This is a genomic window from Chthoniobacterales bacterium, assembly GCA_036569045.1.
GTDB lineage: Bacteria > Verrucomicrobiota > Verrucomicrobiia > Chthoniobacterales > JAATET01 > JAATET01.
The window spans coordinates 1-24,718 of record DATCRI010000042.1; the positions used below are offsets into that span (position 1 = coordinate 1).

19 protein-coding genes are annotated in these 24,718 nt (G+C 63.2%); 11 read left to right on the forward strand and 8 right to left on the reverse strand.

The window, feature by feature from the left end:
• Window positions 1-2,306: PAS domain S-box protein (locus VIM61_08380; GenBank protein HEY8900415.1), on the reverse strand; the 2,306-nt coding region annotated here is incomplete at its 3' end.
• 164 nt (window positions 2,307-2,470) lie between these two features.
• On the opposite strand from VIM61_08380, the gene VIM61_08385 reads away from it, so the two are divergent.
• The 4 genes from VIM61_08385 to VIM61_08400 all read left to right on the forward strand — a co-directional run bounded on the left by VIM61_08385 (window position 2,471) and on the right by VIM61_08400 (window position 8,302).
• A complete protein-coding gene (locus VIM61_08385) occupies window positions 2,471-3,550 on the forward strand; it encodes an ABC transporter ATP-binding protein (protein HEY8900416.1) in 1,080 nt (359 codons plus the stop codon).
• Window positions 3,547-5,130 (forward strand): extracellular solute-binding protein, encoded by a 1,584-nt coding sequence (locus tag VIM61_08390; protein ID HEY8900417.1) that lies wholly within the window; start codon window positions 3,547-3,549, stop codon window positions 5,128-5,130. The genes VIM61_08385 and VIM61_08390 overlap by 4 nt, the downstream gene beginning before the upstream one ends.
• Window positions 5,131-6,837 (forward strand): iron ABC transporter permease, encoded by a 1,707-nt coding sequence (locus tag VIM61_08395; GenBank protein ID HEY8900418.1) that lies wholly within the window; start codon window positions 5,131-5,133, stop codon window positions 6,835-6,837.
• A gap of 103 nt (window positions 6,838-6,940) precedes the next feature.
• Complete coding sequence (locus tag VIM61_08400) at window positions 6,941-8,302, forward strand: sodium:alanine symporter family protein (GenBank protein HEY8900419.1); 1,362 nt, start codon at window positions 6,941-6,943, stop codon at window positions 8,300-8,302.
• On the opposite strand, the gene VIM61_08405 is transcribed toward VIM61_08400, so the two are convergent.
• Genes VIM61_08405 through VIM61_08435 form a run of 7 tightly spaced genes read right to left on the reverse strand, consistent with a single transcriptional unit; the run spans window position 8,299 to window position 13,334 of the window.
• Entirely contained in the window at window positions 8,299-8,739 is a 441-nt protein-coding gene (locus VIM61_08405; GenBank protein HEY8900420.1) for an arsenate reductase ArsC, read from the reverse strand. The genes VIM61_08400 and VIM61_08405 overlap by 4 nt on opposite strands.
• Window positions 8,736-9,803: an ACR3 family arsenite efflux transporter gene (gene arsB, locus VIM61_08410; GenBank protein ID HEY8900421.1), complete on the reverse strand. Its 1,068-nt coding sequence runs from the start codon at window positions 9,801-9,803 to the stop codon at window positions 8,736-8,738. Before arsB ends, VIM61_08405 begins: the two co-directional genes overlap by 4 nt.
• Before the next feature lies 1 nt (window position 9,804).
• Entirely contained in the window at window positions 9,805-10,263 is a 459-nt protein-coding gene (locus tag VIM61_08415; GenBank protein ID HEY8900422.1) for a DUF6428 family protein, read from the reverse strand.
• Window positions 10,264-10,285: 22 nt separating this feature from the next.
• The gene (locus VIM61_08420; GenBank protein ID HEY8900423.1) at window positions 10,286-10,648 is read right to left on the reverse strand and encodes a metalloregulator ArsR/SmtB family transcription factor; all 363 of its coding nucleotides are present in this window, start codon (window positions 10,646-10,648) and stop codon (window positions 10,286-10,288) included.
• 53 nt (window positions 10,649-10,701) lie between these two features.
• Window positions 10,702-11,757 (reverse strand): anthranilate phosphoribosyltransferase, encoded by a 1,056-nt coding sequence (gene trpD / locus VIM61_08425; protein ID HEY8900424.1) that lies wholly within the window; start codon window positions 11,755-11,757, stop codon window positions 10,702-10,704.
• A 9-nt stretch (window positions 11,758-11,766) separates the two neighbouring features.
• Window positions 11,767-12,654, reverse strand: a complete 888-nt coding sequence (locus VIM61_08430) for a DMT family transporter (GenBank protein HEY8900425.1) — start codon at window positions 12,652-12,654, stop codon at window positions 11,767-11,769.
• Window positions 12,651-13,334, reverse strand: a complete 684-nt coding sequence (locus VIM61_08435) for a type I 3-dehydroquinate dehydratase (GenBank protein HEY8900426.1) — start codon at window positions 13,332-13,334, stop codon at window positions 12,651-12,653. Before VIM61_08435 ends, VIM61_08430 begins: the two co-directional genes overlap by 4 nt.
• 56 nt (window positions 13,335-13,390) lie before the next feature.
• Here VIM61_08435 and VIM61_08440 point away from each other — a divergent pair, with 56 nt between their 5' ends.
• From VIM61_08440 to VIM61_08470, 7 genes are all read left to right on the forward strand, one after another.
• Window positions 13,391-14,782, forward strand: a complete 1,392-nt coding sequence (locus VIM61_08440; protein ID HEY8900427.1) for a sugar transferase — start codon at window positions 13,391-13,393, stop codon at window positions 14,780-14,782.
• A 219-nt stretch (window positions 14,783-15,001) separates the two neighbouring features.
• On the forward strand, window positions 15,002-15,631 hold the full coding sequence (locus VIM61_08445; GenBank protein ID HEY8900428.1) for an Amuc_1102 family pilus-like protein: 630 nt from the start codon (window positions 15,002-15,004) through the stop codon (window positions 15,629-15,631).
• Window positions 15,632-15,709: 78 nt separating this feature from the next.
• The gene (gene pilM, locus VIM61_08450; protein ID HEY8900429.1) at window positions 15,710-17,449 is read left to right on the forward strand and encodes a type IV pilus assembly protein PilM; all 1,740 of its coding nucleotides are present in this window, start codon (window positions 15,710-15,712) and stop codon (window positions 17,447-17,449) included.
• Complete coding sequence (locus VIM61_08455; protein HEY8900430.1) at window positions 17,446-18,369, forward strand: Amuc_1100 family pilus-like protein; 924 nt, start codon at window positions 17,446-17,448, stop codon at window positions 18,367-18,369. Before pilM ends, VIM61_08455 begins: the two co-directional genes overlap by 4 nt.
• A 12-nt stretch (window positions 18,370-18,381) precedes the next feature.
• Window positions 18,382-19,323, forward strand: coding sequence for an Amuc_1099 family pilus-like system protein (locus VIM61_08460; GenBank protein HEY8900431.1), 942 nt, complete (start codon window positions 18,382-18,384; stop codon window positions 19,321-19,323).
• A gap of 92 nt (window positions 19,324-19,415) precedes the next feature.
• The gene (locus VIM61_08465; protein ID HEY8900432.1) at window positions 19,416-22,028 is read left to right on the forward strand and encodes an Amuc_1098 family type IV pilus outer membrane protein; all 2,613 of its coding nucleotides are present in this window, start codon (window positions 19,416-19,418) and stop codon (window positions 22,026-22,028) included.
• 21 nt (window positions 22,029-22,049) lie between these two features.
• Complete coding sequence (locus VIM61_08470) at window positions 22,050-24,683, forward strand: Amuc_1098 family type IV pilus outer membrane protein (GenBank protein HEY8900433.1); 2,634 nt, start codon at window positions 22,050-22,052, stop codon at window positions 24,681-24,683.
• The last annotated feature ends 35 nt before the right edge of the window (window positions 24,684-24,718 follow it).

A 24,718-nucleotide genomic window follows, 5' to 3' on the forward strand; every position in this document is an offset into this window, starting at 1 on the left:
CCCTGCCGCAACCGGCTGGAATCTCCGATGACGTCGGTCGGCACCTCGGGGTCGAAGCGGACCACGAGCTCGATGCGCTTCGCAAAAGCGCGGGTCGCGTGCACATCGAGCACGTCCTCCACGCACTCGCGCAGGTCGAACGGGCGGGATTCGAGTTCGAACCGGCCGGATTCCATGCGCGAGAAATCGAGGATGTCGTCGATGATGGTCAGCAACGAATCGCCGCAGGTCGCGATCGTGCGCAGATACTCCTCCTGGGTGTGGTCGAGCGTCGTGTGGAGGAGAAGATTCGAGAAGCCGAGCACCCCGTTGAGCGGGGTGCGAATCTCGTGACTCATCACCGCGAGGAACTCGCTCTTCGCGCGATTCGCGGCCTCGGCCGCGTCCTTGGCGGCGATCAATTCCTGCTCGGCGAGACGGCGACGGGTGACGTCGGCCAGCGTGCCACTCGTGCCAATCACCTGCCCCGCAGCGTCACGACGCACGCGGCAATATCCCTCCAGCCAGAGTTGTGCGCCGCTGGCATGGATCACGCGGAAAGCGACCTCGGAACGTTCGACCTCGCCGCGAAACTCGCGTTGCCGGACCTGTTCGACACCGCTCACGTCCTCGGGCAGCAAAAATTTCTCGAAGTTCTGACCGATCGAATCCGTCACGGAATGCCCGGTGACTCGCTGCCACGCGGGATTCAGGAACGTCCAGTTCCCCTCGATGTCCGTCTGGTAGACGACCACTTCGAGCGCTTCGAGCAGCTCGCGGTATTTGCTCTCGCTGGCCGCAAGATCCGCCTGCGCCCGCTTGATCTCGCGCAAATCGTGCCAGACGATCAGCATCACCGTCCGGCCCGCGATGCTCACGTAGGTGCTGCCGACCTCCACGGGAATCAGCTCGCCGCTTGAGTGCCGCTTGAGCACCTCGCGCCGGTGCGTGCCGTGCGCGAGCGTCGCCTCGCGCAGCTCCCGCGCATGCTCGAGCGTGGTGCGCCCGTCAGGTTGAAATTCCGGCCAGAATTTCGTCAGTGGCTGACGAATGATCTCGGCCTTGTCGGTATAGCCGAGCATGGCAAGGGCGGCGTGATTGCAATCCACCACGCCCTCGGCATCGACGAGCAAATGCGGTTCCGTCGTGCCCTCGAAAATCACGCGGAACCGCTCTTCACTGTGCCGACGCGACGTAATGTCGAGCATGACGCCGTCCGCGACCTCAGGTCGGCCGTCCGCCCCCACCGTGATCACGCAACGGTCGGAGACCCACACGTAACCGCCATCGGCGTGCTGCATGCGGTATTCGCACTCGAAGATGCTCCGTTCGCGGCAGGCGCGCTCGAAGGCCTCTGCCACGCGCGCCCGGTCCCCGGGATGAAGCTTCGCGAGCAAGGCCTCATGAGAGCCATTCAAAACGGACGCCGCGCACCCGAGCAAGCGCTCGGTGCCGCCGCTGTAGGTGACGTGGTTGCGCACGAGGTCCTTGTGGTAGACGACCTCGCCGAGCGCCTGGATGAGCAACGCCTGCTGTTCCTCCGCGGCGCGCCACCGCTCCTGCGCCCCGGCTCGTTCGAACTCCCCGAGCAGGATGCGCCGGCGAATCCGCCACACCACCATGCCCATGGCCAGCGCCACGATCGCCGCGACCGAGAGCCCGGCCAGCGCCGCGAATCGTCCGCGATCGAGCCGCTCGTTAAGATGGCCGATATCGAGATCGACGCCCACCGCTCCCACCGGCCGGCCGGCGGAATCGAAAATCGGCGCCAGCCCGGTCATGAACGTCCCGAACTCATCCCGCGCCGGCCCCGTCACGCAGTTTTTTCCGGTGCGCACGGCCTCCGCCTCGATGGCATCCTCCTCCGGCGACTCGCTCGAGAACGGCTCCATCACCGCCGAGGCCTCCAGCTCCCGGGAAAACGCCAGGCGCTTCGCCTGCGTCGCCGTATCCAGCACGAAGAACAGTTTCCCGTCCCGCTCGACGAACGTGTAGAGATACGCGATCTCCGGCGCGCGTTGATGCATCCGCACAAGCGGCTCGATGAGCGCCCGGTATTCCGGGGAATCCGTCTGCTCCGGCCGGGTGATCTCGCGATGCCTGTCTCCGTCGATCAATGCCGCGGCCGCGTTCGCGTAACGCAGGAGATCGCCGTGGATGAGTTCCATCTGCGTTTTCTGCGAGGCCCACTCGACCACGAGGATGCAGAGCGCCGAGGAAAAGAAGATCAGGAGCGCGGCGGTGATGGCGTCGCGAGTCGGACGAGCGAAGGATGGCCGCCCGTCAGATCGGCGGGCGGGCGGGGTTTCCTCGGGCACGTCGGGCATGACTAACGCCGCAAACTAGGAAGGTTCGTAGTCCGAAGCAAGGTTCGTGGAATGGCGATTGCTTCCCCTCGGCTGTCCCGTCTCATGTCCTTTAGCCGTTGTTCCTCCCGCCGCTTCTTTGCATTGCGCGCCCCCCGCGAAATCTCTAGGCAGGCCGTCGCGCGATGATCTCGATCACGATCGACAATCTGGTGAAGAAATTCGGCGACAACGTCGCGCTGAACGGGCTCAGTTTCCGCATCGAGCCCGGCGAACTCTTTTTCCTGCTCGGCCCCAGCGGCTGCGGCAAGACGACGCTGCTGCGCAACATCGCGGGTTTCTACATTCCCGAGGGCGGCCGCATTCTTTTCGGCGACGACGACGTCACCCACCTGCCCCCGCACAAGCGTCACACCGGCATGATGTTCCAGAGCTACGCGCTGTGGCCGCACATGACCGTCGCCCAGAATGTCGCCTTCGGTCTCGTGGAGCGAAAGATTCCGAAGGCCGAGATCGACCAGCGCGTCGGCGCCGCGCTCGAGTCCGTCAAAATGGCGCCCTACGCCACCCGCAAGATCGCCCAGCTCTCCGGCGGCCAGCAGCAGCGCGTCGCCCTCGCCCGCGCCCTCGTCATTCGCCCCCGCGCCCTCCTGCTCGACGAACCGCTCTCGAACCTCGACGCCAAGCTCCGCCTCGAAATGCGCACCGAGATCCGACGCGTCTGCAAGGAATTCGGCCTCACCGCCATCTACGTCACGCACGACCAGAAGGAAGCCCTCTCCATTTCCGATCGCATGGCCATTCTCGAGGGCGGCCACATCGCGCAGATCGGCGATCCGCAGAGCGTTTATCGCCGGCCGAAGTCGAAGGTGGTCGCAGATTTCATCGGCGAAACCAATTTCATCGAGGGCAGGATCCTCGACGCCAAGGGAGCGGACGCCAGCGTCGAGACCCCGGTCGGCACCTTTCACGGCGTCGTCTCCGATCCCGACTGGCTCCCGAAACCCGGCGAATCCGCCACGCTCTCGGTGCGCCCCGAGTGCTGGCGCATCGACCTCACCCGCCCGTCGAAGAACGCCACCGCCGGCCGCATCGGCGAGTCCACGTATCTCGGCGAGATCGCCCAGTATCAGTTCCAGCCCATCGCGGCCGGCGCTCCCGCCCTCAAGATTTTCGAGCTCAATCCCGATCTCGCCCATCGCCCCCAGGACCGCGAACTTTACGCGACTGCCGAGCCGGACGACGTCGTCGTCCTGCGGAAATGACCGCGCGGCTGCTTCTCATCGTCGCGGTGCTTGCCGCCGTGATCGGCGTGCCCTTCGCGCTGAAGCCGAAGCAAAACCTGCTGGCCACCGCGGACGACACCCTCGTCGTCATCAGCCCACACCTCGAAGCGATCCGCTACGAATTCAGCCGCGCATTCGCGGACTATTACAAGGCGAAGACCGGTCGCACCGTCCGCATCGACTGGCGCATCGTCGGCGGCACGAGCGAGATCGCCCGCTACCTGCAAGGTGAATACTACAATGCCTTCCAGCGCGAGTGGACCGCCGCCAAACGGCCGTGGACGAACGAAGTCGCCGCCGCGTTCTCGAATGGCTCGCTGAAACCGGAGGCTTCCCCAACCGCATTAGCCGCGCGGCAGGCCTTTCTCGCCTCGAATGCCGGCGTCGGCATCGACGTCTTCTTCGGCGGTGGCGCCTTCGATTTCATCGCCCAGGCCAAGGCCGGCACGCTCGTCGACAGCGGAGTCATCACCGCGCATCCCGACTGGTTCACCGATGCCAGCATCCCGCTCACCGTCTCGGGCGAGCCGTATTACGACCCGGAAGGCCGCTGGATCGGCACCTGCCTCTCCGCCTTTGGCATTTGCTACAACAACGATTCGCTGCGCTGGCTCGGCGTATCAGAATTGCCCTCGAGCTGGAGCGATCTCGCGAATCCCCGATTCGCGCACCAGGTCGCCCTCGCCGACCCCACGAAGAGCGGCTCCATCGCGAAGGCCTTCGAAATGATCATCCAGCAGCAGATGCAGATCGTCGTCGGCAAGGGCGAGGCCACCGACGCCTTGCTGGCCGAGGGCTGGAAAAACGCGCTCCAGATGATCCTCCGAGCCTCGGCCAACGCCCGCTACTTCGCCGACTCCGCCGGCAAGGTCCCCATGGACGTCTCGCTCGGCGACGCCGCGATCGGCATGTGCATCGACTTCTACGGCCGTTTCACCAGCGAATCCGTCCGCGTTGGCAACGGCCCCTCACGCGTCCAGTATTTCACACCGCTCGGCGGCTCGTCGATCGGCGTGGACCCCATCGGCATGCTCCGCGGCGCGCCGCATCCCGAGCTCGCCCGCGAGTTCATCGCCTTCGTGCTTTCGCTCGAGGGACAGAAGCTGTGGAACTTCAAGGTCGGCACGCCCGGCGGCCCCGCTCGTTACCCGTTGCGCCGCCTGCCGATCCGCAAGGAGCTCTACGCGCCGGAATTCACCGCCTTTCGCTCCGATCCCGACAGCTTCCCCTACGAGGACGCGAAGTCCTTCACCTACCACGAGGCGTGGACCGGCCCCCTCTTCTCCGCGCTCCGCTTCATCATTCGGGTGAGCTGCATCGACGCCCACGACGAGCAGGCCGCCGCCTGGCAGGCGCTCATCGCCGCCGGTTTTCCGCCCGAGGCCACCGCAGCGTTCAGTGACATTTCCTCGATCGATTTCACCGCCGCGCGGGACGTGATTCGTCCCGCGCTGAAAGGCAGCACGCCGCTCGCCGAAGTGCAGCTCGCCCGCCGACTCGGCGACCACTTCCGCGCGCAATATCGCCGCGCCGCTCAACTCGCCAGGGAGGGTAAATAGATGAACCGCCGCGCATTTCCCGTCGGTCCGTGGGCCGTTTATCTGCTTACCGCCGTCTTCTTCCTTTTCTTCTTTGCCCTGCCGATCTGGGAAACCCTGGGAGGCGCGTTTCGCGATCCAGGCGGCGGCTTCACCCTTGATTACCTGATCGAGGTTTTCCGCAATCCGATCTATCTCGAAGGCCTGTGGAATTCCGTGGTGATGGCCGTGCTCAGCACCGCGCTCACCGCCGCAATCGCCCTTCCTCTCGCCTTTCTCACCGACCGCTTTCTCTTCCCCGGAAAGAGCCTCTTCTCCGCGCTCATCCTCATCCCGATGATCCTGCCGCCCTTCGTCGGCGCCATTGGCGTGAAACAAATCCTCGGGCAGGAAGGTGCGCTCAACGCCCTGCTCACGACGCTTCACCTGCTCGACGCGGCGCATCCCATCGACTGGCTCGGGCAGAGCCGGCTCGGCGGTGTCGTCGTGATGAACGCCCTCCACCTCTATCCGATTCTCTATCTCAATCTCGTCGCCGCCCTCGCAAACGTCGACCCCGCCATGGAAGAGGCCGCGGAAAACCTCGGCTGCACCGGCTTCCGCAAGTTTCGCAAGATCACCCTGCCCCTCATCATGCCGGGCTTCTTCGCCGGCGGCACCATCGTCTTCATCTGGGCGTTTACCGAGCTCGGTGTGCCGCTCATGTTCGATTTCAGCCGCGTCACGTCGGTCCAGATTTTCAGCGGCATCAAGGACATCGGCGGCAATCCGTTCCCGTTCGCTCTTGTCGCCGTGATGCTCGTCTCGACCGTCATTCTCTACACGATCAGCAAGGCCGCGTTCGGCCGCGCCAGCCATGCCATGATGGCCAAGGCCACCAGCCAGGGCGGTCCCCGCAAGGTCCGGCGCCGCATCGCCTGGGCCTGCACCGCGTTCTTTGCATTCATCACCTTTGTCGCCGTGCTGCCGCATCTCGGCGTCGTCCTCGTGGCCTTCTCGCGCGACTGGTATGGCACGATCCTTCCCGACGGCTGGACGCTCGACCACTTCCGCGCCGCCCTCGGCCACGACCTCACGCTACCCTCGATTCAGAACAGCCTGAAATACGCGTCGCTCGCCACGCTCGTCGACCTCGTCCTCGGCATCGCCATCGCCTACGTCGTCACGCGCACGAAGCTCCCCGGCCGCCAGCTCCTCGACGCGATGGCCATGCTCCCGCTCGCCGTCCCCGGCCTGGTCCTGGCCTTCGGCTATCTCGCGATGACCCAGCCCGGCAAGATCTTCGCCTTCATGAATCCGACGATCGATCCTCTGCTCATCCTCGTGATCGCCTATAGCGTGCGTCGCCTGCCTTACGTCGTGCGCAGCGCTGCCGCCGGGTTCCAGCAGACCAGCGTCACCCTCGAGGAAGCCGCCCAGAATCTCGGCTGCCCGCCCTTCCGCGCGCTCCGCAAAATCACCTTGCCCCTCATCGCCGCGAATCTCATGGCCGGCGGCCTGCTCGCCTTCAGCTTTGCCATGCTCGAAGTCAGCGACAGCCTCATCCTCGCCCAAAAGCAGCAGGACTTCCCAATCACGAAAGCCATCTACGAGCTCTACCAGCTTCTCGGCGACGGCCGCTTCATCGCGAGCGCGCTCGGCGTCTGGGCCATGGTCTTCCTCGGCGTCTGCATCCTCGGCGCCAGCCTCATCCTCGGCAGAAAACTCGGCGCCATCTTCCGCGTGTAACGCTCCTCCCGCGGCGCCTCGCACAGCCTCGCTCGAAGGCGGATTTGCCGGCACGCGCATTCCCGCTTGCCGCGCCCGCACGCAAAATATCTAGTGCCGCACCATGGTTGAAACGCTCAATGCATGGATCGCCGCGGGAGCCAGCGCGGTTTGGGGCCCCTGGCTGGTGTGGACGCTTTTCGCCGTGCACCTTTTCCTTACGGTGCGCACCGGCTTCGTCCAGCGCCACATCTTTCGCGCCATCAAACTCTCGATCACGCCCGACAAGGGCGCACCCGGCGACGTCAGCCAGTTCGGCGCGCTCGTCACCGCCCTCGCCGCGACCATCGGCACCGGCAACATCTTCGGCGTCGCCGGCGCCGTGCTCATCGGGGGCCCCGGCGCGGTGCTCTGGATGTGGCTCACCGGCGTCTTCGGCATCGCCACGAAATACAGCGAGGCCCTCCTCGCGGTGAAATATCGCGTCGTCAACGAGCACGGCGAGATGCGCGGCGGCCCCATGGTCGTGCTCGAGCGGGCGTTGAACGCCAAATGGCTCGGCGTGATCTTCGCCATTTTCACCGCGCTGGCCGCCTTCGGCATCGGCAACATGGCGCAGAGCAATGCCATCACCGAAATGCTCGTCGCCAAGAAGGCCTTCCTTCCCTTCGCCCTCAGCGACGAGGCCATCAAATACGGCCTCGGGGCGTTGATGGCCATCGGCACGGCCTTCGTCATCATCGGCGGCATCAAGTCCATCGCGCGCGTCTGCGAGGTGCTCGTGCCCTTCATGGCCGCCTTCTACGTCATCGGCTGCCTCATCATCCTCGCCTTCTCGTGGGACAAGCTCGGCGCCACCTTCTCGCTGATCGTCACGAGCGCCTTCAACGGCCACGCGGCCGTCGGAGGCTTCGCCGGCGCGGGGATTGCCGCCGTGATGCGCGCCGGCATCGCCCGAGGGCTCTTCTCGAACGAATCCGGCCTGGGCAGCGCACCGATTGTCGCGGCGGCCGCGCAAACGAAGGATCCCGTGCGCCAGGCGCTCGTCTCCAGCACCGGCACGTTCTGGGACACGGTCGTCATCTGCGCGCTCACCGGCCTCGTGGTCGTGAGTTCCGGCGACTGGTCCGGCGACGGCATGACGAAGGCAAGCCTGTGCAGCAGCGCCTTCCATCATCTCGGTTTCTTCGGCGACCTCATTCTGCTCGGCGGCCTGCTGACGTTCGTCTTCTCGACGATCCTCGGCTGGTCCTACTACGGCGAGAAGGCCGTGGAATACCTCCTCGGCATCCGGGCCGTCCTCCCCTACCGCTGGCTCTGGGTCGCCGCGGTCTTCATCGGCGCCGTCTGGAAATCCGGCGCCGTCTGGGATTTCTCCGACATGATGAACGGCCTCATGGCCGTGCCGAACATCATCTCGCTCTTCCTGCTCAGCCACGTCATCGCGGCCGAGACGAAGCGCTACTTCGCCGAGAACAAGAGCTAGGCTGCGAGCCGCTGGCCCGCTCGCAATCCTGCGGCGTAGGCCTCGAACACGAGCCGGATCTCGTCGCGCACCCGCCGGAACACCGCGAGGACTTCCTCCTCGCTGCCGGTCGCGTGCGCGGGATCCTCAAAGCCCCAATGGTGGCGCGTGACCTGCCCCGGGAACATCGGGCAGGCCTGGTCGGCATTCCCGCAAACCGTGATCACGGTATCCACCGGTCCCGCGAGGAAATCGTTCATCGACTTGGACGAGTGCTCCGAGATGTCGATGCCGATCTCGCGCATGACCTCGATGGCCTTGGGATGCACGTAGCCCGCCGGACGCGAGCCCGCACTACGCACCTCGAGAAGGTCGCCTGCGGCGGCGCGAAGGATGCCCTCGGCAAGATGACTGCGGCAGGAATTTCCGGTGCAAAGGATAAGGACGGTGGGTTTCATGAAAGAGCGGGACGTTGCTGATACCAGCCCCGACTCTGCACGCAGGCGCGGCAGACCGAGAGCATGACGGGGACCTCGACCAGCACGCCGACGACGGTCGCGAGCGCGGCCGGGCTGGTGGGGCCGAAAAGCGTGATCGCCACGGCCACGGCGAGTTCGAAGAAGTTACTGGCGCCGATGAGCGCGCCGGGCGTGGCGACATTATGGCGGACGCCGAAGAGCCGCATGAGGCCGTAGGTGAGGCCGGAGTTGAAGTAAACCTGGATGATGATGGGGATGGCCAGCAGCAGCACCGCGGTCCAGTTGACGAGGATGTTCTCCGCCTGGAACGCGAAGATGAGCGTGAGGATTGCGAGTAACGAAAGAATGGCGACGGGACGGAAGCGCGGGAGGAATTCCCCGTCGAACCACGCCGCACCCCGGGCCCGCACCAAAAGAACGCGGGTGACCCAGCCGGCGACGAGCGGGATGACGATGAAGACGACGACCGAGGTCACCAGGATTTGCGCGGGAATGTGGACCCCGCTCACGCCGGCGAGCAGCATGACGATGGGGGCGAAGGCGAAGACCATGATCAGGTCGTTGATGGCGACCTGGGCGAGGGTGTAGGCGCCGTCGCCATCGGTGAGGTAGCTCCAGACGAAGACCATCGCGGTGCAGGGGGCGGCGGCCAGGATGATGAGGCCCGCGCTGTAGTTCCGCGCCGTCTCCGGATCGATCCAGCCCAGGCCCACGAACACCTTTTGGACGAAGAACCAGCCGAGCAGCGCCATGCTGAGCGGCTTCACGATCCAGTTGACGAAGAGCGTGACGAACAGGCCCCGTGGCTTTTGAAAGACCGCGCCGAGTCCGGCGAAGTCGATCTTGAGCATCATCGGGTAGATCATCAGCCAGATGAGCACGGCGATGGCCGCGTTCACCTGCGATCCGGCGCCCAGTTCCCAGCGGCTAATCGCCGCGATCCGCGCAGGAAACGCGCGGCCCAGTAAAAGCCCGCATCCCATGCAGACGAGCACCCAGAGCGAAAGGTAGCGCTCGAAAAAGTCGAGTCGTTTGGCGCTCATGTCAGCAGCAACCGGTTCCCCCGCAGCAGGACTCCACCTCGGCTGCCGCCGGAATGCAGACATCCTTGGCGAGACAATCCGCATGCTTGGCCGCGAGTTGGAACACGAGGCGACCGCCCTCGGTCTTCACGTCCTCGACCGGATATTGCGACAACACGCCGCGCTCGTGCTCGATCTCGACCTCGGGATCCTCTCTATCGAACAACGGGGCCGCGAGATCGAGAATCCGAGCCAGTTTCGCCGGCGAGAAGCGATGGTCGACGTCCTCGTCGACCCACGTCTGGAGATTCGTCGTCACCCAGCTGCGCAGCGTGCCGCCGCAGTCGAGGAAGCGCTTTTCCACACGACCGACTTCGGTGATATGGGCGTGGGCCGGGATGGCGCTTCCATCCGGCAGCAGAAAGACGAGTCCCGCGTCGGGATGGGCTTCGAGGTGAGTCTTGAAGGTCGAGGTTTTCATAAAAACTTTTCGGAGTCGAAGGTCAGCAGCATTTCGCGTCGAGGGCTTCAGCGACCCAGCCCGAGTCCTTGCGAATCCCTTTCAAGCGCTGGAGGTCGGCGCGAAGGCGGGCATTCGTCGTCCCGCATTCCTGCAGGCATTCGAGCTGCGCCGAGAGTTCGGCGGATCGCCGGACGGGCAGCGAATAAATCATCCAGTTCGCATGGCGCGTGGCCTCGACCATTCCGTGCTTTCGAAGATAGGCGAGCTGCTGCGAGACCTTGACCTGCGGCACCTCGAGCAGGCCCTGAAAATGGCAAACGCAGAGCGGCCCTTGCACGAGCAGATGAATGATCCGCAGCCGCGTCTCCTCACTCAGGCACAGGTAAATGTCAGCAAGCTCCACATCTCGACCCTAGGGAGAAGAGAATATTAAGCAAGCTATATATACAGATTTCCTTATATACCTGCAGAACGCTCGAATGAGCTGGTCGCTGCCCGAAGGGCATCCAACCGCGCGGCGGCTTCGCCCGAGCGAATCGCTTCGCGAGCCCGCTTGAGTCCATCCGTGATCCCTGTCGCGAGGCCCGCCACAACCAGCGCCCCGGCGGCATTCCAGGCGACCATGTCGGTGATCCCCGTGGGGCCGCGGCCGCGCAGCAGAGCCTCGAGGACCAGGGCATTATGCGCCGCGTCTCCTCCGACCAGATCGGCCAGCTCCGGCGCGGGAATACCCTGCTCGACCGCATCGACGCAAAACCGCCGCATCGTTCCGTCCTCCATCGCGCACACGTCGGTCGGCCCCAGCGTCGACATCTCGTCGAGTCCGCCCTGTGGCGTGCGCCCATGCACCGCCCACGCCCGCGTGCGCCCGAGCTCGGCAAACACCGCGCCGTAAAGATCCACCATTGCGGGATCGAACACCCCGGCGAGCTGGAAGGCGGGATTGGCGGGATTCAGCAACGGCCCGAGTTTGTTGAAAACCGAGGTCTCCCCGCAGCCAGCGAGAAATTTCCGAACCGGCGCGATGACCTTGAAGGCCGGATGGTAAACCGGCGCGAAGAGAAAGACGCAGCCGACGTCCGCCAGCACGGCCGCCGCGCGCGCCGGCTCCAGATCGATGCGCACACCGAGCGCCTCGAGCACATCGGCGCCACCGCTCTTCGACGTGACGCCGCGATTGCCGTGCTTTGCGACGCGCGCACCGCAGGCGGCCACGACGAACATCACCGCGGTGGAAATATTGAAGAGGCCCTGTTTGTCGCCGCCGGTGCCGCACACATCGATTACCGGAGGGCCGGCCTTCGCGATTTCGAGGGGTTGCGCATGCGCGAGCAACGTGCGCACGAAGCACGCGATCTCGGCCGGCGTCTCGCCCTTCGCGGAAAGCGCGCGCAGCAGGCCGGCCCGGTCCTCCACCGATTGCGTCTCATCCAGGAGGAGTGCGCAAAACGAGGCGACGTCCGGAGCAGAGAGATCGATGCCGGCGCGGAGTTGATCGAGAAGGGCGTTCACAGCGGGAGATTAAATCAGCACGACCACGACGGCCGCAAACAACAACACCGCTCCCGCCAGCCGTCGGCGCATCACCTCCGCGGAGTCGTGGGCCTCGTCCCCGCTCCAGATTCGCGCGACCAGCCACGCGAACACGACGCTCCATACCGCGCGCGAGCTGTAGACGATATTCACCGCCGTCGCACTCTCGTGCAGCCCGAGCGCGACAGCCATCCCGAGCGCCTGCACGCCCAGCACGGTGGAGCCGATCAAAAGCGGAGCCCACGCCGCCCCTGGCAACGTGAAGATCCGCCTCCCCTCTCCGGGAAGGAAAAGAAAAAGCGACGCGACGCCAACAAGGCCGAACATCACCGCCACGAACGCCGGGATGCCGACCGACCGCGCCCAATGCTGCACGAGCACATCGGTCAGCCCGAAGAAGGCCGCCGCTCCCAGCGAATACATCGCGTCCGGCTTCCGCAATCGCGGCGCGAGCAACCGCCACGTCGCCCCGGTTACCAGAACCACGCCCATCGTGCTCGCCGCGGCGCCGATCCACCAGGTCGCCGCAATCGCCTGCCCGAACAGCAGGGCGCTGAACACCGCCGTGAGCAGCACCTTTGTCCCGAGCAACGGCGTGGCCACGGAGACCTCACCCGCGCGCAACGCCCGGAACGTAAAAATCTGCCCGATCAAAAACGACACCGTCGCCAGCGCCGGCCGCCACATCTCCGACCAATCCACCCGGTCAGCCACCAGCCAGAGCATCTGGAAAAGCCCCGCCGGCACCAGGTTCGCCGCCAGGTTCACCTGACTCTGCCGGCAGCCCGCGTTCAGCGCGTTCTTGAGCAACAACACCGCCGCCACGTAGCCGAGGGCGGCCAGCGCCGGCAACGCCAGCACGAGCGACGAACTCACGCCGTCCGCAATTCCTCGAGCCGCGCGCGCAGATCGACGGCCGCCCACTGCCCCTTGACGTTCGGGCGCTCGATCCAGCCGTAGTTCAGGATCGAGCCGCAGCTCGCCGCCGTCAGACGCGAAATTTTTCCAAGCGTCCCCATGCCCATCACCGCGGTCGGCACCGGCGGCGCATCGAGCAGGGAAAGCAACGACGCCAGCTCTCCCGGCGTGCGCGGGGTCACCGCGGCTTTGAATCCATCCGCTCCCGCGGTCGCCGCCCGCCGTTGCATGGCGCGCAAGGCGGCAGCCTTCGGCTGTCCGTGAAAATCATGAAACGACAGGATCACCTTCCGCCCGGCGGCCTGCGCAGTCGCGATCACGTCGGCAAGTTCCCGGTGAGAGGAGAGTTCGATGTCGAGCGCGGCAACATGGTCCAGCACCGCGAGGTAGCGGGAGGCGCGCTCCCGGGCGTTCAGGTCATTGTGGCCGCCCTCGTCCGGCCGGCGGGCCGTGGCCAGAATCGGAACTCGGAAGCCTCGCAAATCCGGCGCGATCTCGAAGGCATCCAGCCGCACCTCCAGGATGTCGATCACCCCGGCCGGCAGCGCGCGCGCGCGCTCGAGCGCATCGGCGGATTCCGCGACGCCCACGACATTCGCGCGATCGAGGCGCAGGGGGCTTTTTCTTTGACGGGTCATCGCTGGTGAATTTACGTAAACCGCCCCGCCGGACTCTCCGACGGGGCCGCCGTTATATGTTAGCCCGAAAGCAGGAAATCAACCTTCAACTCAACGAGGTCGCCGATGCCGCAATTCTGGGCGTCACGTTCTGGCTGTGTCACTGGCTGCGTTTCAACGGCATCCTCAGCCTCGACAGTTCTCCGGAAATCCCGGAGTTCAAATACTTTGCCTGGGTTCTGGCGGTCATCGTGCCCTTCGGCCCGTTCTTCATGGAACTGCAAGGGTATTACCACTACCCCCTCGAGAAGACGGTCTGGAAATCCGTTGGCCAGATCGCGCGGGCCGGCTTCTGGCTCCTCGTGCTCGTCGCGGCCTGCTCGTTCCTTCTGAAGCTGCCCATCCCAAGCCGGTCGGTCATCCTGTTCTTCATCGCCGCCGCACCGGTCGTGCTCATTCTCAAGGAACGCCTCCTCACGACCATCTACCAGCGCTCCCTCCGTGACGGCGCCGTCAGCGAGCGTATCCTGATCGTCGGCGAACCCGCCAAGATGCGTGAGGTGGAAGCCGGCTTTACTCGCAGTCAACGCTTGGAAATCAACGTCATCGAGCGGGTGCCCCTTCTCTCCGAAGACATGGAACCGCTCGTCGAGGCGATCCACAAACACTCTGTCGGCCGCGTGCTCCTTGCCTTCAGCAAGATCGAACTCAACGTCGTGCAAAAGGCCATCGAAGCCTGCGAACTCGAGGGGGTCGAAGCCTGGCTCTGCGCGGATTTCATTCGCACCTCCATCGCCCGCCCCACCTACGAGATCCTCGCCCATCGCCCGATGCTCGTGTTCCGAACGACGCCGGATATTTCCTGGGCTCTCCTTGTGAAGAGCGTTTTGGATCGCACCGTCGCGGCCGTCGGACTCATCCTGCTGTCCCCGCTCTTTCTGCTCGTCGCCATCGGCATCAAGATCACTTCTCCGGGGCCCGCCATCTTTTCCCAGAAGCGGGCCGGTCGGCACGGGCGCCCGTTCACCATGTTCAAATTCCGCTCTATGCAGACGAATGCCGAGATGCGCCGGGCGGAATTACTCGCCTATAACGTGATGACCGGCCCCGTCTTCAAGATCGAAAGCGATCCCCGCGTCACCCCCTTCGGGCGATTTATTCGCAAGACCAGCCTCGACGAACTGCCCCAGCTGCTCAACGTCCTCCTCGGAGACATGAGCCTCGTCGGTCCGCGCCCCCTTCCTGTTTACGAAGTCGAGCAATTCGAAAGCGCCGCCCATCGCCGCCGCCTGAGCATGCGTCCCGGCCTCACCTGCCTCTGGCAGATCCGCGGCCGGAACTCCGTGACCAACTTCTCCGACTGGGTCCGCATGGACTTGGAATACATCGACAACTGGTCCCTGTTCCTCGATCTCTGGATCCTCGTGCGGACGGTCCCCGTGGTGCTTCTGGGCCTCGGTGCCAAGTAAATTTTTTGGAAAAATTTCCGCAACTTGCGGTTTTTCTTCTGGCCTCGTTCAGGGCCGCGCCCTAGATCACACGGCACAAAATTTCGCGCCGATCTACTCCCGCGATTTTTAGCGATCTCCCCCCGCGTGAATCCCGCATCTTTTGCAAGAAACGTGTTTGCCTTGCTCCGATCCGCTCTCTAGCGTTTCGCATCCCCTTTATCCATCAAGCCCCTGAACATGATCAGACACCTCTTCCTGGCCGCAGCCTTCGCCATCTCGATCGCACCGTCGGTATTCGCTCAGAACTCGCCTCTGAAAATCACCGACATCAAGGCAACGCTCGAAAAATCCCCCGAGTTCACCATTGGAGTTGGCCCGCAACGAAAAGCCACAAGTCAGGACTGGTTGTGGGTGGAAGTTTCCTACATCTACCAGGCCACGGTTCGGAACGCGCCTCCCATCGAGCCGTCGTTCACCTACTACATTCTTTTTAACAACCCGACTCCCCAGAATCGGACAGGCACCCTCCTCTCGGGCACCGTGGTGCACACGGGGGTCACGGCAGGTGGCGCCGGTGATGTCCATCACTCGGTCATGCTCGTCAGTCCGCAGACCCTGCGCAGCCTGTTCGACGGCAAGGCTCCCACGAGCGTTGCCGCCGCCACTCAGGCGATCGGCGTGACCGTCTCCGTGAATGGTCAGCTCGCCGACGAAATGAGCGTCGGCAAGGCCAAGGGTCGCAAACAGTGGTGGGTCAGTTTACCGCAAGGCGCTCCCGGCCTGGTTCTCACCAAGGACCAGACTCCGTTCGCTCCGCTGTTCTACGACTACTTCGACGCCGTCAAGGCCAAGTCCTCGGGCTACTAGGTTCCCGTCCACCCCTTTCAACGACCGCCCCTCATCCGAATGCCTGCACCCAATCGCATCCGAGTCCTCAATCTGGGGATGCAGAACGTGGCTCTCGCCGAGTTCCAAGCGTCCCCCGCCGGAGCCCTCACTCTTACCCGGCTCCAGTTTTCCGAACTTCTCGCTGATCCCGGCGCCGACGCCTCCCGCGCCGGTCAGCTCGAGGTGGCGATCGGCCAACTGAAAACCTCCACGAAGATCGCCAACGGCACGGTCAGCTACGCGCTCCCCTCGCAATCCGTTTTCACCCGCTATCTCTCCCTTCCCGGATCGAGCGCCGAGGATCTCAATCAGATCATCGGTTTCGAGGCCCAGCAGAACATCCCTTTCCCGATCGATGAAGTCGTCTGGGACTACCAGGCACTCGGCCAGCCGGTGGACGGCAAACTAAACGTCGTTCTCGTTGCGATCAAATCCGACCTTCTCGAATCGATCAACCATGCCGTCGAGACCGCCGGATTTATTCCCAGGCACATCGACGTCGCCCCGCTTTCTCTCCTTAACGCCTTCCGCTACAATTACTCCGACTTGGACGGGTGCTCCCTTCTGGTCGATGTCGGATCGCGCACGACGAACCTCATCTTCATCGAGGCCGACAAGGCCTACACCCGCAGCATCCCGATCGGCGGCAACACCATCACCGCGGCCATCGCCAAGGAGTTCGGCCAGTCGGTCGAAGCTGCGGAACTGGCGAAGGTCGAAAAAGGATTCGTCGGTCTCGGCGGATCCTACGCCGAACACGAGGACGAACTCGTCGGCCGCATCTCCAAACTTTCCCGCACGACCCTCACCCGTCTGCATGCGGAAATCGCTCGCTCGATCAGCTTCTACCGCGCGAATCAAGGGGGCACCCAACCCCTGCGCGTCTTCCTCGCGGGCGGCGCCGTCAGCATGCCCTACATGCTCGAGTTCTTCAGCGAGAAGCTCCAGATGCCGGTGGAGTTCTTCAATCCCTTCCGGAACGTCGCCATCGCCTCGACTGTCGACACGCAACTCCTCTCCGCCCACGCTCACGCAGCCGGCGAAATCGTCGGCCTCGCCCTGCGGGAACTCGGGGACTGCCCGATCGAGATCAACCTGCGCCCACCGTCCGTGGTCAAGGCCCAGACCCTCGCGAAGCGCAAGCCCTTCCTGATTGCGGCCACCGTCGTCCTCTTCCTCGCTCTCGCGCAGTGGTGGATCTACTTCTCGAAGGCCGCTGCCGTGCAAAGCGAAGCGTTGGCCAGCGTGCAGGAAGACACCGCCGTCCTCGATGCCAAGGCCGGGGAATTCGACAAACTCAAGAAGGCCCAGGATCAGCTGGAAAGCGTCGCCTCTCCTCTCCTGGTAGCCGCTCTCGAGCGCGACATCTGGGTGCGCATCATCGACGAACTCGGCAGCAAGCTGCCCGATCGCTTCATCTGGATCACGAAGCTGACCCCGATGTCGAACGGTCGCCCATTGAGCCTTCTTGGCAACGCCCAGCCCCAATCCGCGGTTCCTGTAGCGCCGATACGCCCCAATACCCTTCCCAAAACGCCGGGAGGAAAGAACCAGCCAGCCACTCCGAGCCAACCCGGAATCGATGCCCTGGAAATTCAGGGACTCTATTTCGACAATCCGAGCCAGGCACGGGTCATCGACGACTTCGTCAATAACCTGCAGAGTTCCAGTTATTTCAGCATTGCCCCCTCGGAAAAGGCAAAGGTGGTCACCCGCCGCAGCAGTCCGGATGATCAAAGCTGGGCTTACACCTACACCATCGTTCTCCCGCTCAAAAACCCCATCGCCCTCCCATGAATTGGCGGAATCCCTTCCTCAGCGCTTATCTCGGCGTCACCGTAGTCGGCGCCGGCATTCTCGGTTACCTCGTCTACTCCAGCTATTCCCACTACGCGGAGGTCTCGAGCAATTACGACACCCAGGTCGCCGAGCTCCAGAGGCTCCAGAATCGCACTCCCTTCCCGAGTGACGAGAACAACCAGGCCTTTGCGGCACTGACCTCGCAGTATCAGGCGGAATACCAGAAGCTCCTCGCCCAGGTTTCAAAGATGCAGAAGCCGGTGGACTCCGTCACGCCGCAGGCCTTTCAGGACCGACTTCGGGCCTATGTCTCCGAAGTCACCGCCGCCGCGAAGGAAAACGGCGTCGTTCTCGGAGAGGGCTTCTATCTTGGGTTCGACCAATACCGCGACACTCTTCCTTCCAACGAAGCCGCCGGTGTGCTGGACCGGGAACTGGGGGCCATTCGCTCGGTCGTCGACAAACTGATCACCTTCCGCGTCAAGCAGATCTCCGGCATCAAGCGAGAAACTCTTCCCGAGGAAGGCGGCCGCGCAACCGCCAGCGCCACCCCGGCCCCGCCAACCGGCCCTGGACGCCGTCCTCCGGGCGCTGCAGCCGCCGTCGAGGCTCCCAAGGTCGTGAACGCCAACTCGTTCGAGGTGGTTTTCATTGCCGATCAGGGCCGTCTTCGCCAGGTCCTGAATGCCATCGTCACGGCAGATCAATTCTTCATCATCCGCAATCTCAATATCGAGAACAGTAAACTGGAAGGGCCCAAGCGCGTTGCCGACGCCGCAGACTCGCAGCCGCCATCGGCCGATGGCTCCCCGGCAGCTCCCGCAAGCACCATGCGTCTGCTCGTTGGTCGGGAAACCCTGACCACTGCTCTCCGCATCGAGATGATCACCTTCAACACCCCCCCGGCCACCAAGTAACCCCCGCTTTTCATGGACTGGTTAAAGCAGCATTACGACCGCGTCATTCTCGCCGTTATCGGCTTCCTCGGACTTGCCTTCGCTGGCATTATCATCAGCCAGGCGCTTTCCTTTGGCGACATCTTCGCCTCCCGAAACAGCTCGAAGAAACCGAATAACGCCGTTCCGCCCCCTGCCACGGAGCTGGTGAAGGAACGTCTCGCTCTCATCACAAAACCCGACGAGTGGGGCCCGCATAAGGGCTCGCTCTTCGTCTCCGATCCCTATCTCATCAAGGACGAAGGGAACCCGGTCAATCCTCTGGAACCCGGCCAGCCTCCGCTCCATCCGCCGATCGACAACGCCTGGCTCGTCAAATACAGCCTCGACTATGCCGATCCGGATCTCCCGAACGCCGACCCGGACAACGACAAGTTCTCGAACCTCGAAGAATTCCTCGGCAAAACCGATCCGACCTCCGCGTCCTCGAAGCCCGGCTACATCTCCAAGCTCCGTCTCGCGGAGTTCATCCAGGTTCCGTTCCGTCTGAAATTCAGCGGTTCGCCTGACGACGGCCAGACCTTCGCGATCAATACCCTCGATCTGCGCCAGCCCACCCAGTTCCTCGCCATGGGCGCGAAGATCCCGAACACACCCTACAAGATCGTGAACTACGAGAAGAAGACCGAGAACAAGGACGGCTACGACGCGGATGTTTCCGAACTCACCGTGGAGAATCAGGACTCCGGCCAGAAGATCGCGCTCGTTTTCGACAAGCCGGTTAACGACCCCACGGTTTACGCGAAATTCAAATACCTCTGGGACGGCTCGGAATTCAAAGTCAAGAAGGGGGATCGCTTCTCGGTGAAGCCCGATGTCTCCGTGAAGTATAAACTCATTGACATCTCCAATACCGAAGCAGTAATCGAGAACCCCCAAGGGGACAAAATCACCGTCCCCAAGGGCAACTCCTAGTGGCCCCGAAGTTCTCTTTTCAATCGCCACCCGTCTGCTGAGCTGCCCAATTCCCGTTCCTTCCCCAATTCGATCTGCCCTACGCCTTAACCATGCCAAGCAAAGCCGCCCTCCTTATCGGAATTTCCACGCTTGTCGCCTCCCCTCTCCCCCCCTTGCTGGCCCAGCAGGCGGGTGTGCAAGGTGCGGCTGAACGGGAAATCTACCGCCGCGAATCCGTCACCACGTTCGCTCAGGACGCCATCAACAAAGGCCAGCAAGCTCTCGCCAGCAAGGACTACGAGTCCGCCTACGCCTTTTACAAGAGCGCGGTGGATGCCCTTCCGAGCGGCGGCGACGCTTCCGCCTCCCTGCGCGAGGAGGCGATGAGCGGTTTTGGGGAAGCCGTCATCCTGCTTTCCGAGCAACGCATCTCCGAGGGACGCTACAAGGACGCCGAAACGACGGTGAAGGTGATCCTTGCCGATCAATACGATCCGAACTACGGCCCCGCCCTCAAGCTTCTCGCGAAGCTTCAGACCCCCGGCACCTTCAATCCCACGATCACCCCCGGCTTTGTTGCCAGCGTGGAGCAGGTCAAGCAGCTCCTCCGCGAAGGCGAAGGGCTCTACCAGAGCGGTCGCTACGATCTCGCGTTCAAGCGCTGCGAGCAGGTCCTCAATATTGATAAATACAACATCGCCGCCCGCCGGTTGATGGAAAAGATCAACGGCGCCCGTCAGGACTACGCGGAGAACGCCCGCAACACAACCCGCAGCACGCTCGTCGAACAGGTTGATCGCGCCTGGGAACTTCCGGTCACCAAATACAGCGCCGGCCAGTCTCAGGTCATCGAGCAGCCGGTCATCGACACGCGCGGAACCGCTTCCCTCAATCGCAAGCTCGAGGAAATCCGCATTCCCAGCATCAATTTCCGCGAAGCCACCGTTCGCGAGGCGCTCGACTACATCAAGCAGCGCGCGAAGGCCCTCGACACCAACGAGCCCGATCCCAACAAGCGCGGTATCAACATCGTGTTGAAACTCGACCCGAGCGCCCAGGCCGCCGATTCCGCCCAGCGCATCACGCTGGCGTTCACCGACGTTCCGCTCGGCGCGGCTCTCGGCTACGTGGCCACGGCTGCCGGTCTGAAGATCAAGGTCGAACCCTACGCGGTCGCCGTCGTGCCTCTCAACGAGGTCACGGATACGCTCATCACCAAGGAATACAAGGTTTCTCCGGGGTTCATCTCTTCCCTCCCGGCCAGCGACGCCTCCGCGGCTCCCGCCGCTGCCGGCGGAGTCGCCTTCGGCGCTCCGGCCACCCCTGCCGCAGGCGCAGGCACGGTCGCAAAGGCTGGCGCGAAGGAATTCCTTACCGCCCAGGGTGTCACCTTCCCCCCCGGCTCTTCTGCGAACTATCTCACGAGCAGCAGCAAGCTGGTCGTGCGCAACACGCAGGCCAACCTTGATCTCATCGATCAGCTTGTCGACATCGACGGCAGCCAGGCTCCGACCCAGGTGCAGATCGAGTCGAAGTTCGTCGAAATCACTCAGAACAACCTGAAGGAACTCGGCTTCGACTGGCTCCTCGGGCAGTTCCAGCTTCCCTTCGGAAGTGGCGTTTACGGCGGGGGCGGCACCACGGCCTTCGGCCAGAATATCACCGGCACGAACGTCAACACCTCCGGGAATACCACCACCGCAACGAATTCGGCCTATCCTTTCCAGGCTCCGGGTTCCAACGGCGTTCCCATCGGCGCATCCAGCCTCACTTCCGGCCCGGTCACCGCGGGCAATCGATCCGGCTCTACCGCCATCAGCGTGAACGCTGTCGACGGCTTGCTCTTTGGCTCTCCGGCCGGAGCAGCTCCCGGCGTTCTCGCGCTGGCAGGCATCTTCACGAACCCGCAATTTCAGGTCGTGCTTCGAGCCCTCGACCAACAAAAGGGCATCGACCTGATGTCCGCCCCACGCGTGACTGCCAAGAGCGGCCAACGCGCGGTCATCAATCTGGTTCGCGAATTCAAATATCCCACCCAGTTTGACCCGCCGCAGATCCCCCAGACTGTCGGCACCGGCTTCACGCCCGTCACGCCAACCACACCTTCCGCATTCGACACTCGCAATCTGGGCGTTGAACTCGAGGTTGAACCCACCGTGGGGCCCGACGGTTACACGATCGAGCTGAACCTCTCCCCGCGGGTTACCGAATTTGACGGATTCATCAACTACGGAAGCCCCATCTACACGAGTGCGCAGACCGTCACTCAGGGTGTCGTCTCCAGCGCATCGACGGCTCTGGGACAGTTCGTCGGCTTTGGCTCCATTCTCGGGCAACCGACCACCGTTCTCATTTCCGAAAACGTCATCAACCAGCCGGTCTTCAGCGTCCGGCAGGTCACCACACAGGTCACCGTTTACGACGGGCAAACCGTGGTTCTCGGCGGCCTCATGCGTGAGGACGTCCAGAAAGTGGAAGACAAGACCCCGATCCTCGGAGATATCCCGCTTGTCGGACGCCTCTTCCGCTCTTCCGCGGACCAGCACCTCAAGCGCAACCTCATCATGTTCGTGACGGCCAACCTCCTCGATCCGGCTGGTCAGCCCCTCGTGAAGGAAGTCGAAGAAGGTGCCGAGATTGCCGTCCCGGACGCTCCGGCCGTCGACGCCGAGGCGATTCCCGGCGACCCGAGCACCAGTGACTATTCCCTCCCTGCCAAATAATTGCCGCCGAAGCCCCATCCCATGATCAAACCCCTCGATTTCCGGATTCGTCCGATCGGATTTAGCCTGGCCTTCCTCGCTTTCTGCTCGCCCGCTTCCTACGCCGGCACCTACGACTCCGGTTCAAGCTCCCTCGATGCGACCGCCCAACGCGAAATCGTTCGACGTCAGCAAGCCACTCTCGACGCAGACCAGTTGATCACGAATGGCGATCGCGCCATGGATCGTAAAGACTACGAAGCAGCCTACCTCTCTTACATGGAAGCGGTGGACGCCATCGGGTCTGGGGCGGCGGTTACTTCCGAACGCAAGGAAGCCCTTTCCAAGTTCAGCTCCGCCGCGATCGCCTACGCCGAATATCTGATCGATCACGGTCGCTATTCAGACGCCGAGAAGGTTGCCAAGACCGTTCTCCTGCCCCAATACAACCCCAGCTATCAGCCAGCGGTCACGCTGCTCTCTCATCTGGAGCAGCCCGATTATTACAACAAAACCCTCACGCCCTCGTTTGCCGAAAGCCGGGAACAGGTTTCCACCCTGCTCATCGAAGCGGATGGTTTTTATTCCCGCGGCAGCTACGACCTCGCACTCAAACGCTACGAGCAGGTCCTGAACGTCGATCGCTATAACATCGCCGCCCGCAAGGGGATGGAGAAGGTCAACGAGGCCCGTCAGAAATACGACCACGAGGCCTATAACGAAACCCGTAGTCGCATGCTCTGGCAGGTGACCAAGGGCTGGGAACTGCCCGTTCGACGCTTCACCGGCGGCAAGGACACCGCGTCCACGCAAAGCCGATCTGACGTCTCGCAAACGGAAGCGATCACCGCCAAGCTCAATCGGATCATCGTCCCTCACATCAGCCTGCAGGACACGACGATCCGCGAAGCTGTCGAAAGACTCCGCCAGCTCAGCAAATCCCTCGATACGCTGGAGCCGGATCCCGCCAAGAAAGGCGTGAACATTTTCCTCAAACTGCCCGCCGCCTCTGCTGCTGGTGGAGCAACTCTTGGAGGAGACATCCTTCCTCCCCCGCCCGGTGCGACCGCTCCTGATGCGACCGCCGCTCCGGCTGCGCCCATCGCTACGGAAGACACTCAGGTCACCCTCGCCCTCGATAACGTGCCACTCTACGAGGCGCTGCGTTATCTTGCCGGACTCGCCGGTCTCAAGATCAAGATCGACCCGATTGCCGTATCCATCGTTCCGCTCACCGACGTCAGCAACGAGCTGGTCACCAAGGAATACAAGGTTCCCCCGACCTTCATCCCGAAGACGGAAGCCGCTCAGGCGGATACGACCGGAGGATTCGGCGCCTTCGTGGTCGATCAGACCAATTCCAATCCTCGTATCGGCAAGACCCAGAGTGCTCAGGCTTACCTCGCCTCCCTCGGTGTGCTTTTTCCGGAAGGGGCAAGCGCCCAATATATCCCGGCCGGCAGCAAGCTCGTCGTCCGCAATACCCAGGACAATATCGATTTCATCGACACCGTCGTCGATGCACAGCTCGGTGCCGCTCCCACCCAGGTCCGAATCGAGTCGAAGTTCGTCGAAATCAATCAGAACAATCTGAAAGAACTCGGTTTCGATTGGAGACTCGGCGCCTTCCAAATCGGAAGTGGCGGTGTCTACGGATCCGGAGGCTCGGCCGCGGCCAATACGAATACGTATCCGTTTACAGAACCTGGTGGCCAGGTCGTCGGTTCCACCGCCCTCACCTCCGGTCTGCGCACCGGCCAGGGGAATGGTCCCTCATCGGCTGTCTCGGTGAATGGTCTCGACAGTCTCCTTGCTGGCGCCAGTGGCCTCGCATCAGGTTCTGCTCCGGGAGTGCTGGCTCTTGCCGGCGTCTTCACGAATCCCCAGTTCCAAGTGGTGATTCGCGCCCTCGATCAGAAAAAGGGTGTCGATCTGATGTCGGCCCCCTCTGTGACGACCAAGAGTGGTAACAAGGCCGTTATCAACGTGATTCGCGAGTTCCGTTATCCCACGGAATTCGATCCGCCGCAGATTCCGCAAACCGTTGATAGTGACAATGCAACCGTCGGCGGGGGAATAACTGGCTTCACCACGAACCCGATCATCACTCCGACGACTCCCAGCGCCTTCGAAACCCGCAATCTCGGCGTGACTCTTGACGTCACCCCCACGGTTGGCGCCGACGGCTACACCATCGATCTCGATCTGGCCCCTGAGGTTGTCGATTTCGACGGGTTTATCAACTACGGCAGCCCCATTCTTACGCTCGCCTCTGGCTCGACACTCGGGGGTGCCCTCAGTCGGCCCCGCAGTGTCGAAGTCAGTCCAAACGTGATCAACCAGCCGGTCTTCAGCACCCGCAAGGTGACGACCAGCGTGACGATCTGGGATGGCATGACGATCTCGCTCGGCGGCCTTATTCGTGAGGACGTGCAGAAGGTTCAGGACAAGGTCCCGCTCCTCGGCGACATCCCGCTCGTGGGCCGGCTCTTCCGCTCCGATGTGGATCAGAAGCTCAAGAAGAACCTCATCATCTTCGTGACCGCCAACCTGATCGACGCCGAAGGCAAGCCGGTCCGTTCCGATGTCGAACAGGAGGAAATCGTCGAACAGATCGGCCTTCCTGACGAGATCGCCCCGCCGGTCATCGACATGAAGGGACCTCCCGCCAAGTGAGGCCTCGCTCTCGAGATTAACACCGCCAACGGCGG

Bases quoted from the DNA above. Each gene is read 5' to 3' on its own strand.
- VIM61_08470 (HEY8900433.1), top strand. From the start codon at position 22,050: ATGATCAAACCCCTCGATTTCCGGATTCGTCCGATCGGATTTAGCCTG.
- VIM61_08385 (HEY8900416.1), top strand. From the start codon at position 2,471: ATGATCTCGATCACGATCGACAATCTGGTGAAGAAATTCGGCGACAAC.
- VIM61_08440 (HEY8900427.1), top strand. From the start codon at position 13,391: ATGTTAGCCCGAAAGCAGGAAATCAACCTTCAACTCAACGAGGTCGCC.
- VIM61_08415 (HEY8900422.1), bottom strand. From the start codon at position 10,263: ATGAAAACCTCGACCTTCAAGACTCACCTCGAAGCCCATCCCGACGCG.
- VIM61_08405 (HEY8900420.1), bottom strand. From the start codon at position 8,739: ATGAAACCCACCGTCCTTATCCTTTGCACCGGAAATTCCTGCCGCAGT.
- VIM61_08465 (HEY8900432.1), top strand. From the start codon at position 19,416: ATGCCAAGCAAAGCCGCCCTCCTTATCGGAATTTCCACGCTTGTCGCC.
- VIM61_08445 (HEY8900428.1), top strand. From the start codon at position 15,002: ATGATCAGACACCTCTTCCTGGCCGCAGCCTTCGCCATCTCGATCGCA.
- VIM61_08390 (HEY8900417.1), top strand. From the start codon at position 3,547: ATGACCGCGCGGCTGCTTCTCATCGTCGCGGTGCTTGCCGCCGTGATC.
- VIM61_08435 (HEY8900426.1), bottom strand. From the start codon at position 13,334: ATGACCCGTCAAAGAAAAAGCCCCCTGCGCCTCGATCGCGCGAATGTC.
- VIM61_08400 (HEY8900419.1), top strand. From the start codon at position 6,941: ATGGTTGAAACGCTCAATGCATGGATCGCCGCGGGAGCCAGCGCGGTT.
- arsB (HEY8900421.1), bottom strand. From the start codon at position 9,803: ATGAGCGCCAAACGACTCGACTTTTTCGAGCGCTACCTTTCGCTCTGG.
- VIM61_08455 (HEY8900430.1), top strand. From the start codon at position 17,446: ATGAATTGGCGGAATCCCTTCCTCAGCGCTTATCTCGGCGTCACCGTA.
- pilM (HEY8900429.1), top strand. From the start codon at position 15,710: ATGCAGAACGTGGCTCTCGCCGAGTTCCAAGCGTCCCCCGCCGGAGCC.
- VIM61_08460 (HEY8900431.1), top strand. From the start codon at position 18,382: ATGGACTGGTTAAAGCAGCATTACGACCGCGTCATTCTCGCCGTTATC.
- VIM61_08395 (HEY8900418.1), top strand. From the start codon at position 5,131: ATGAACCGCCGCGCATTTCCCGTCGGTCCGTGGGCCGTTTATCTGCTT.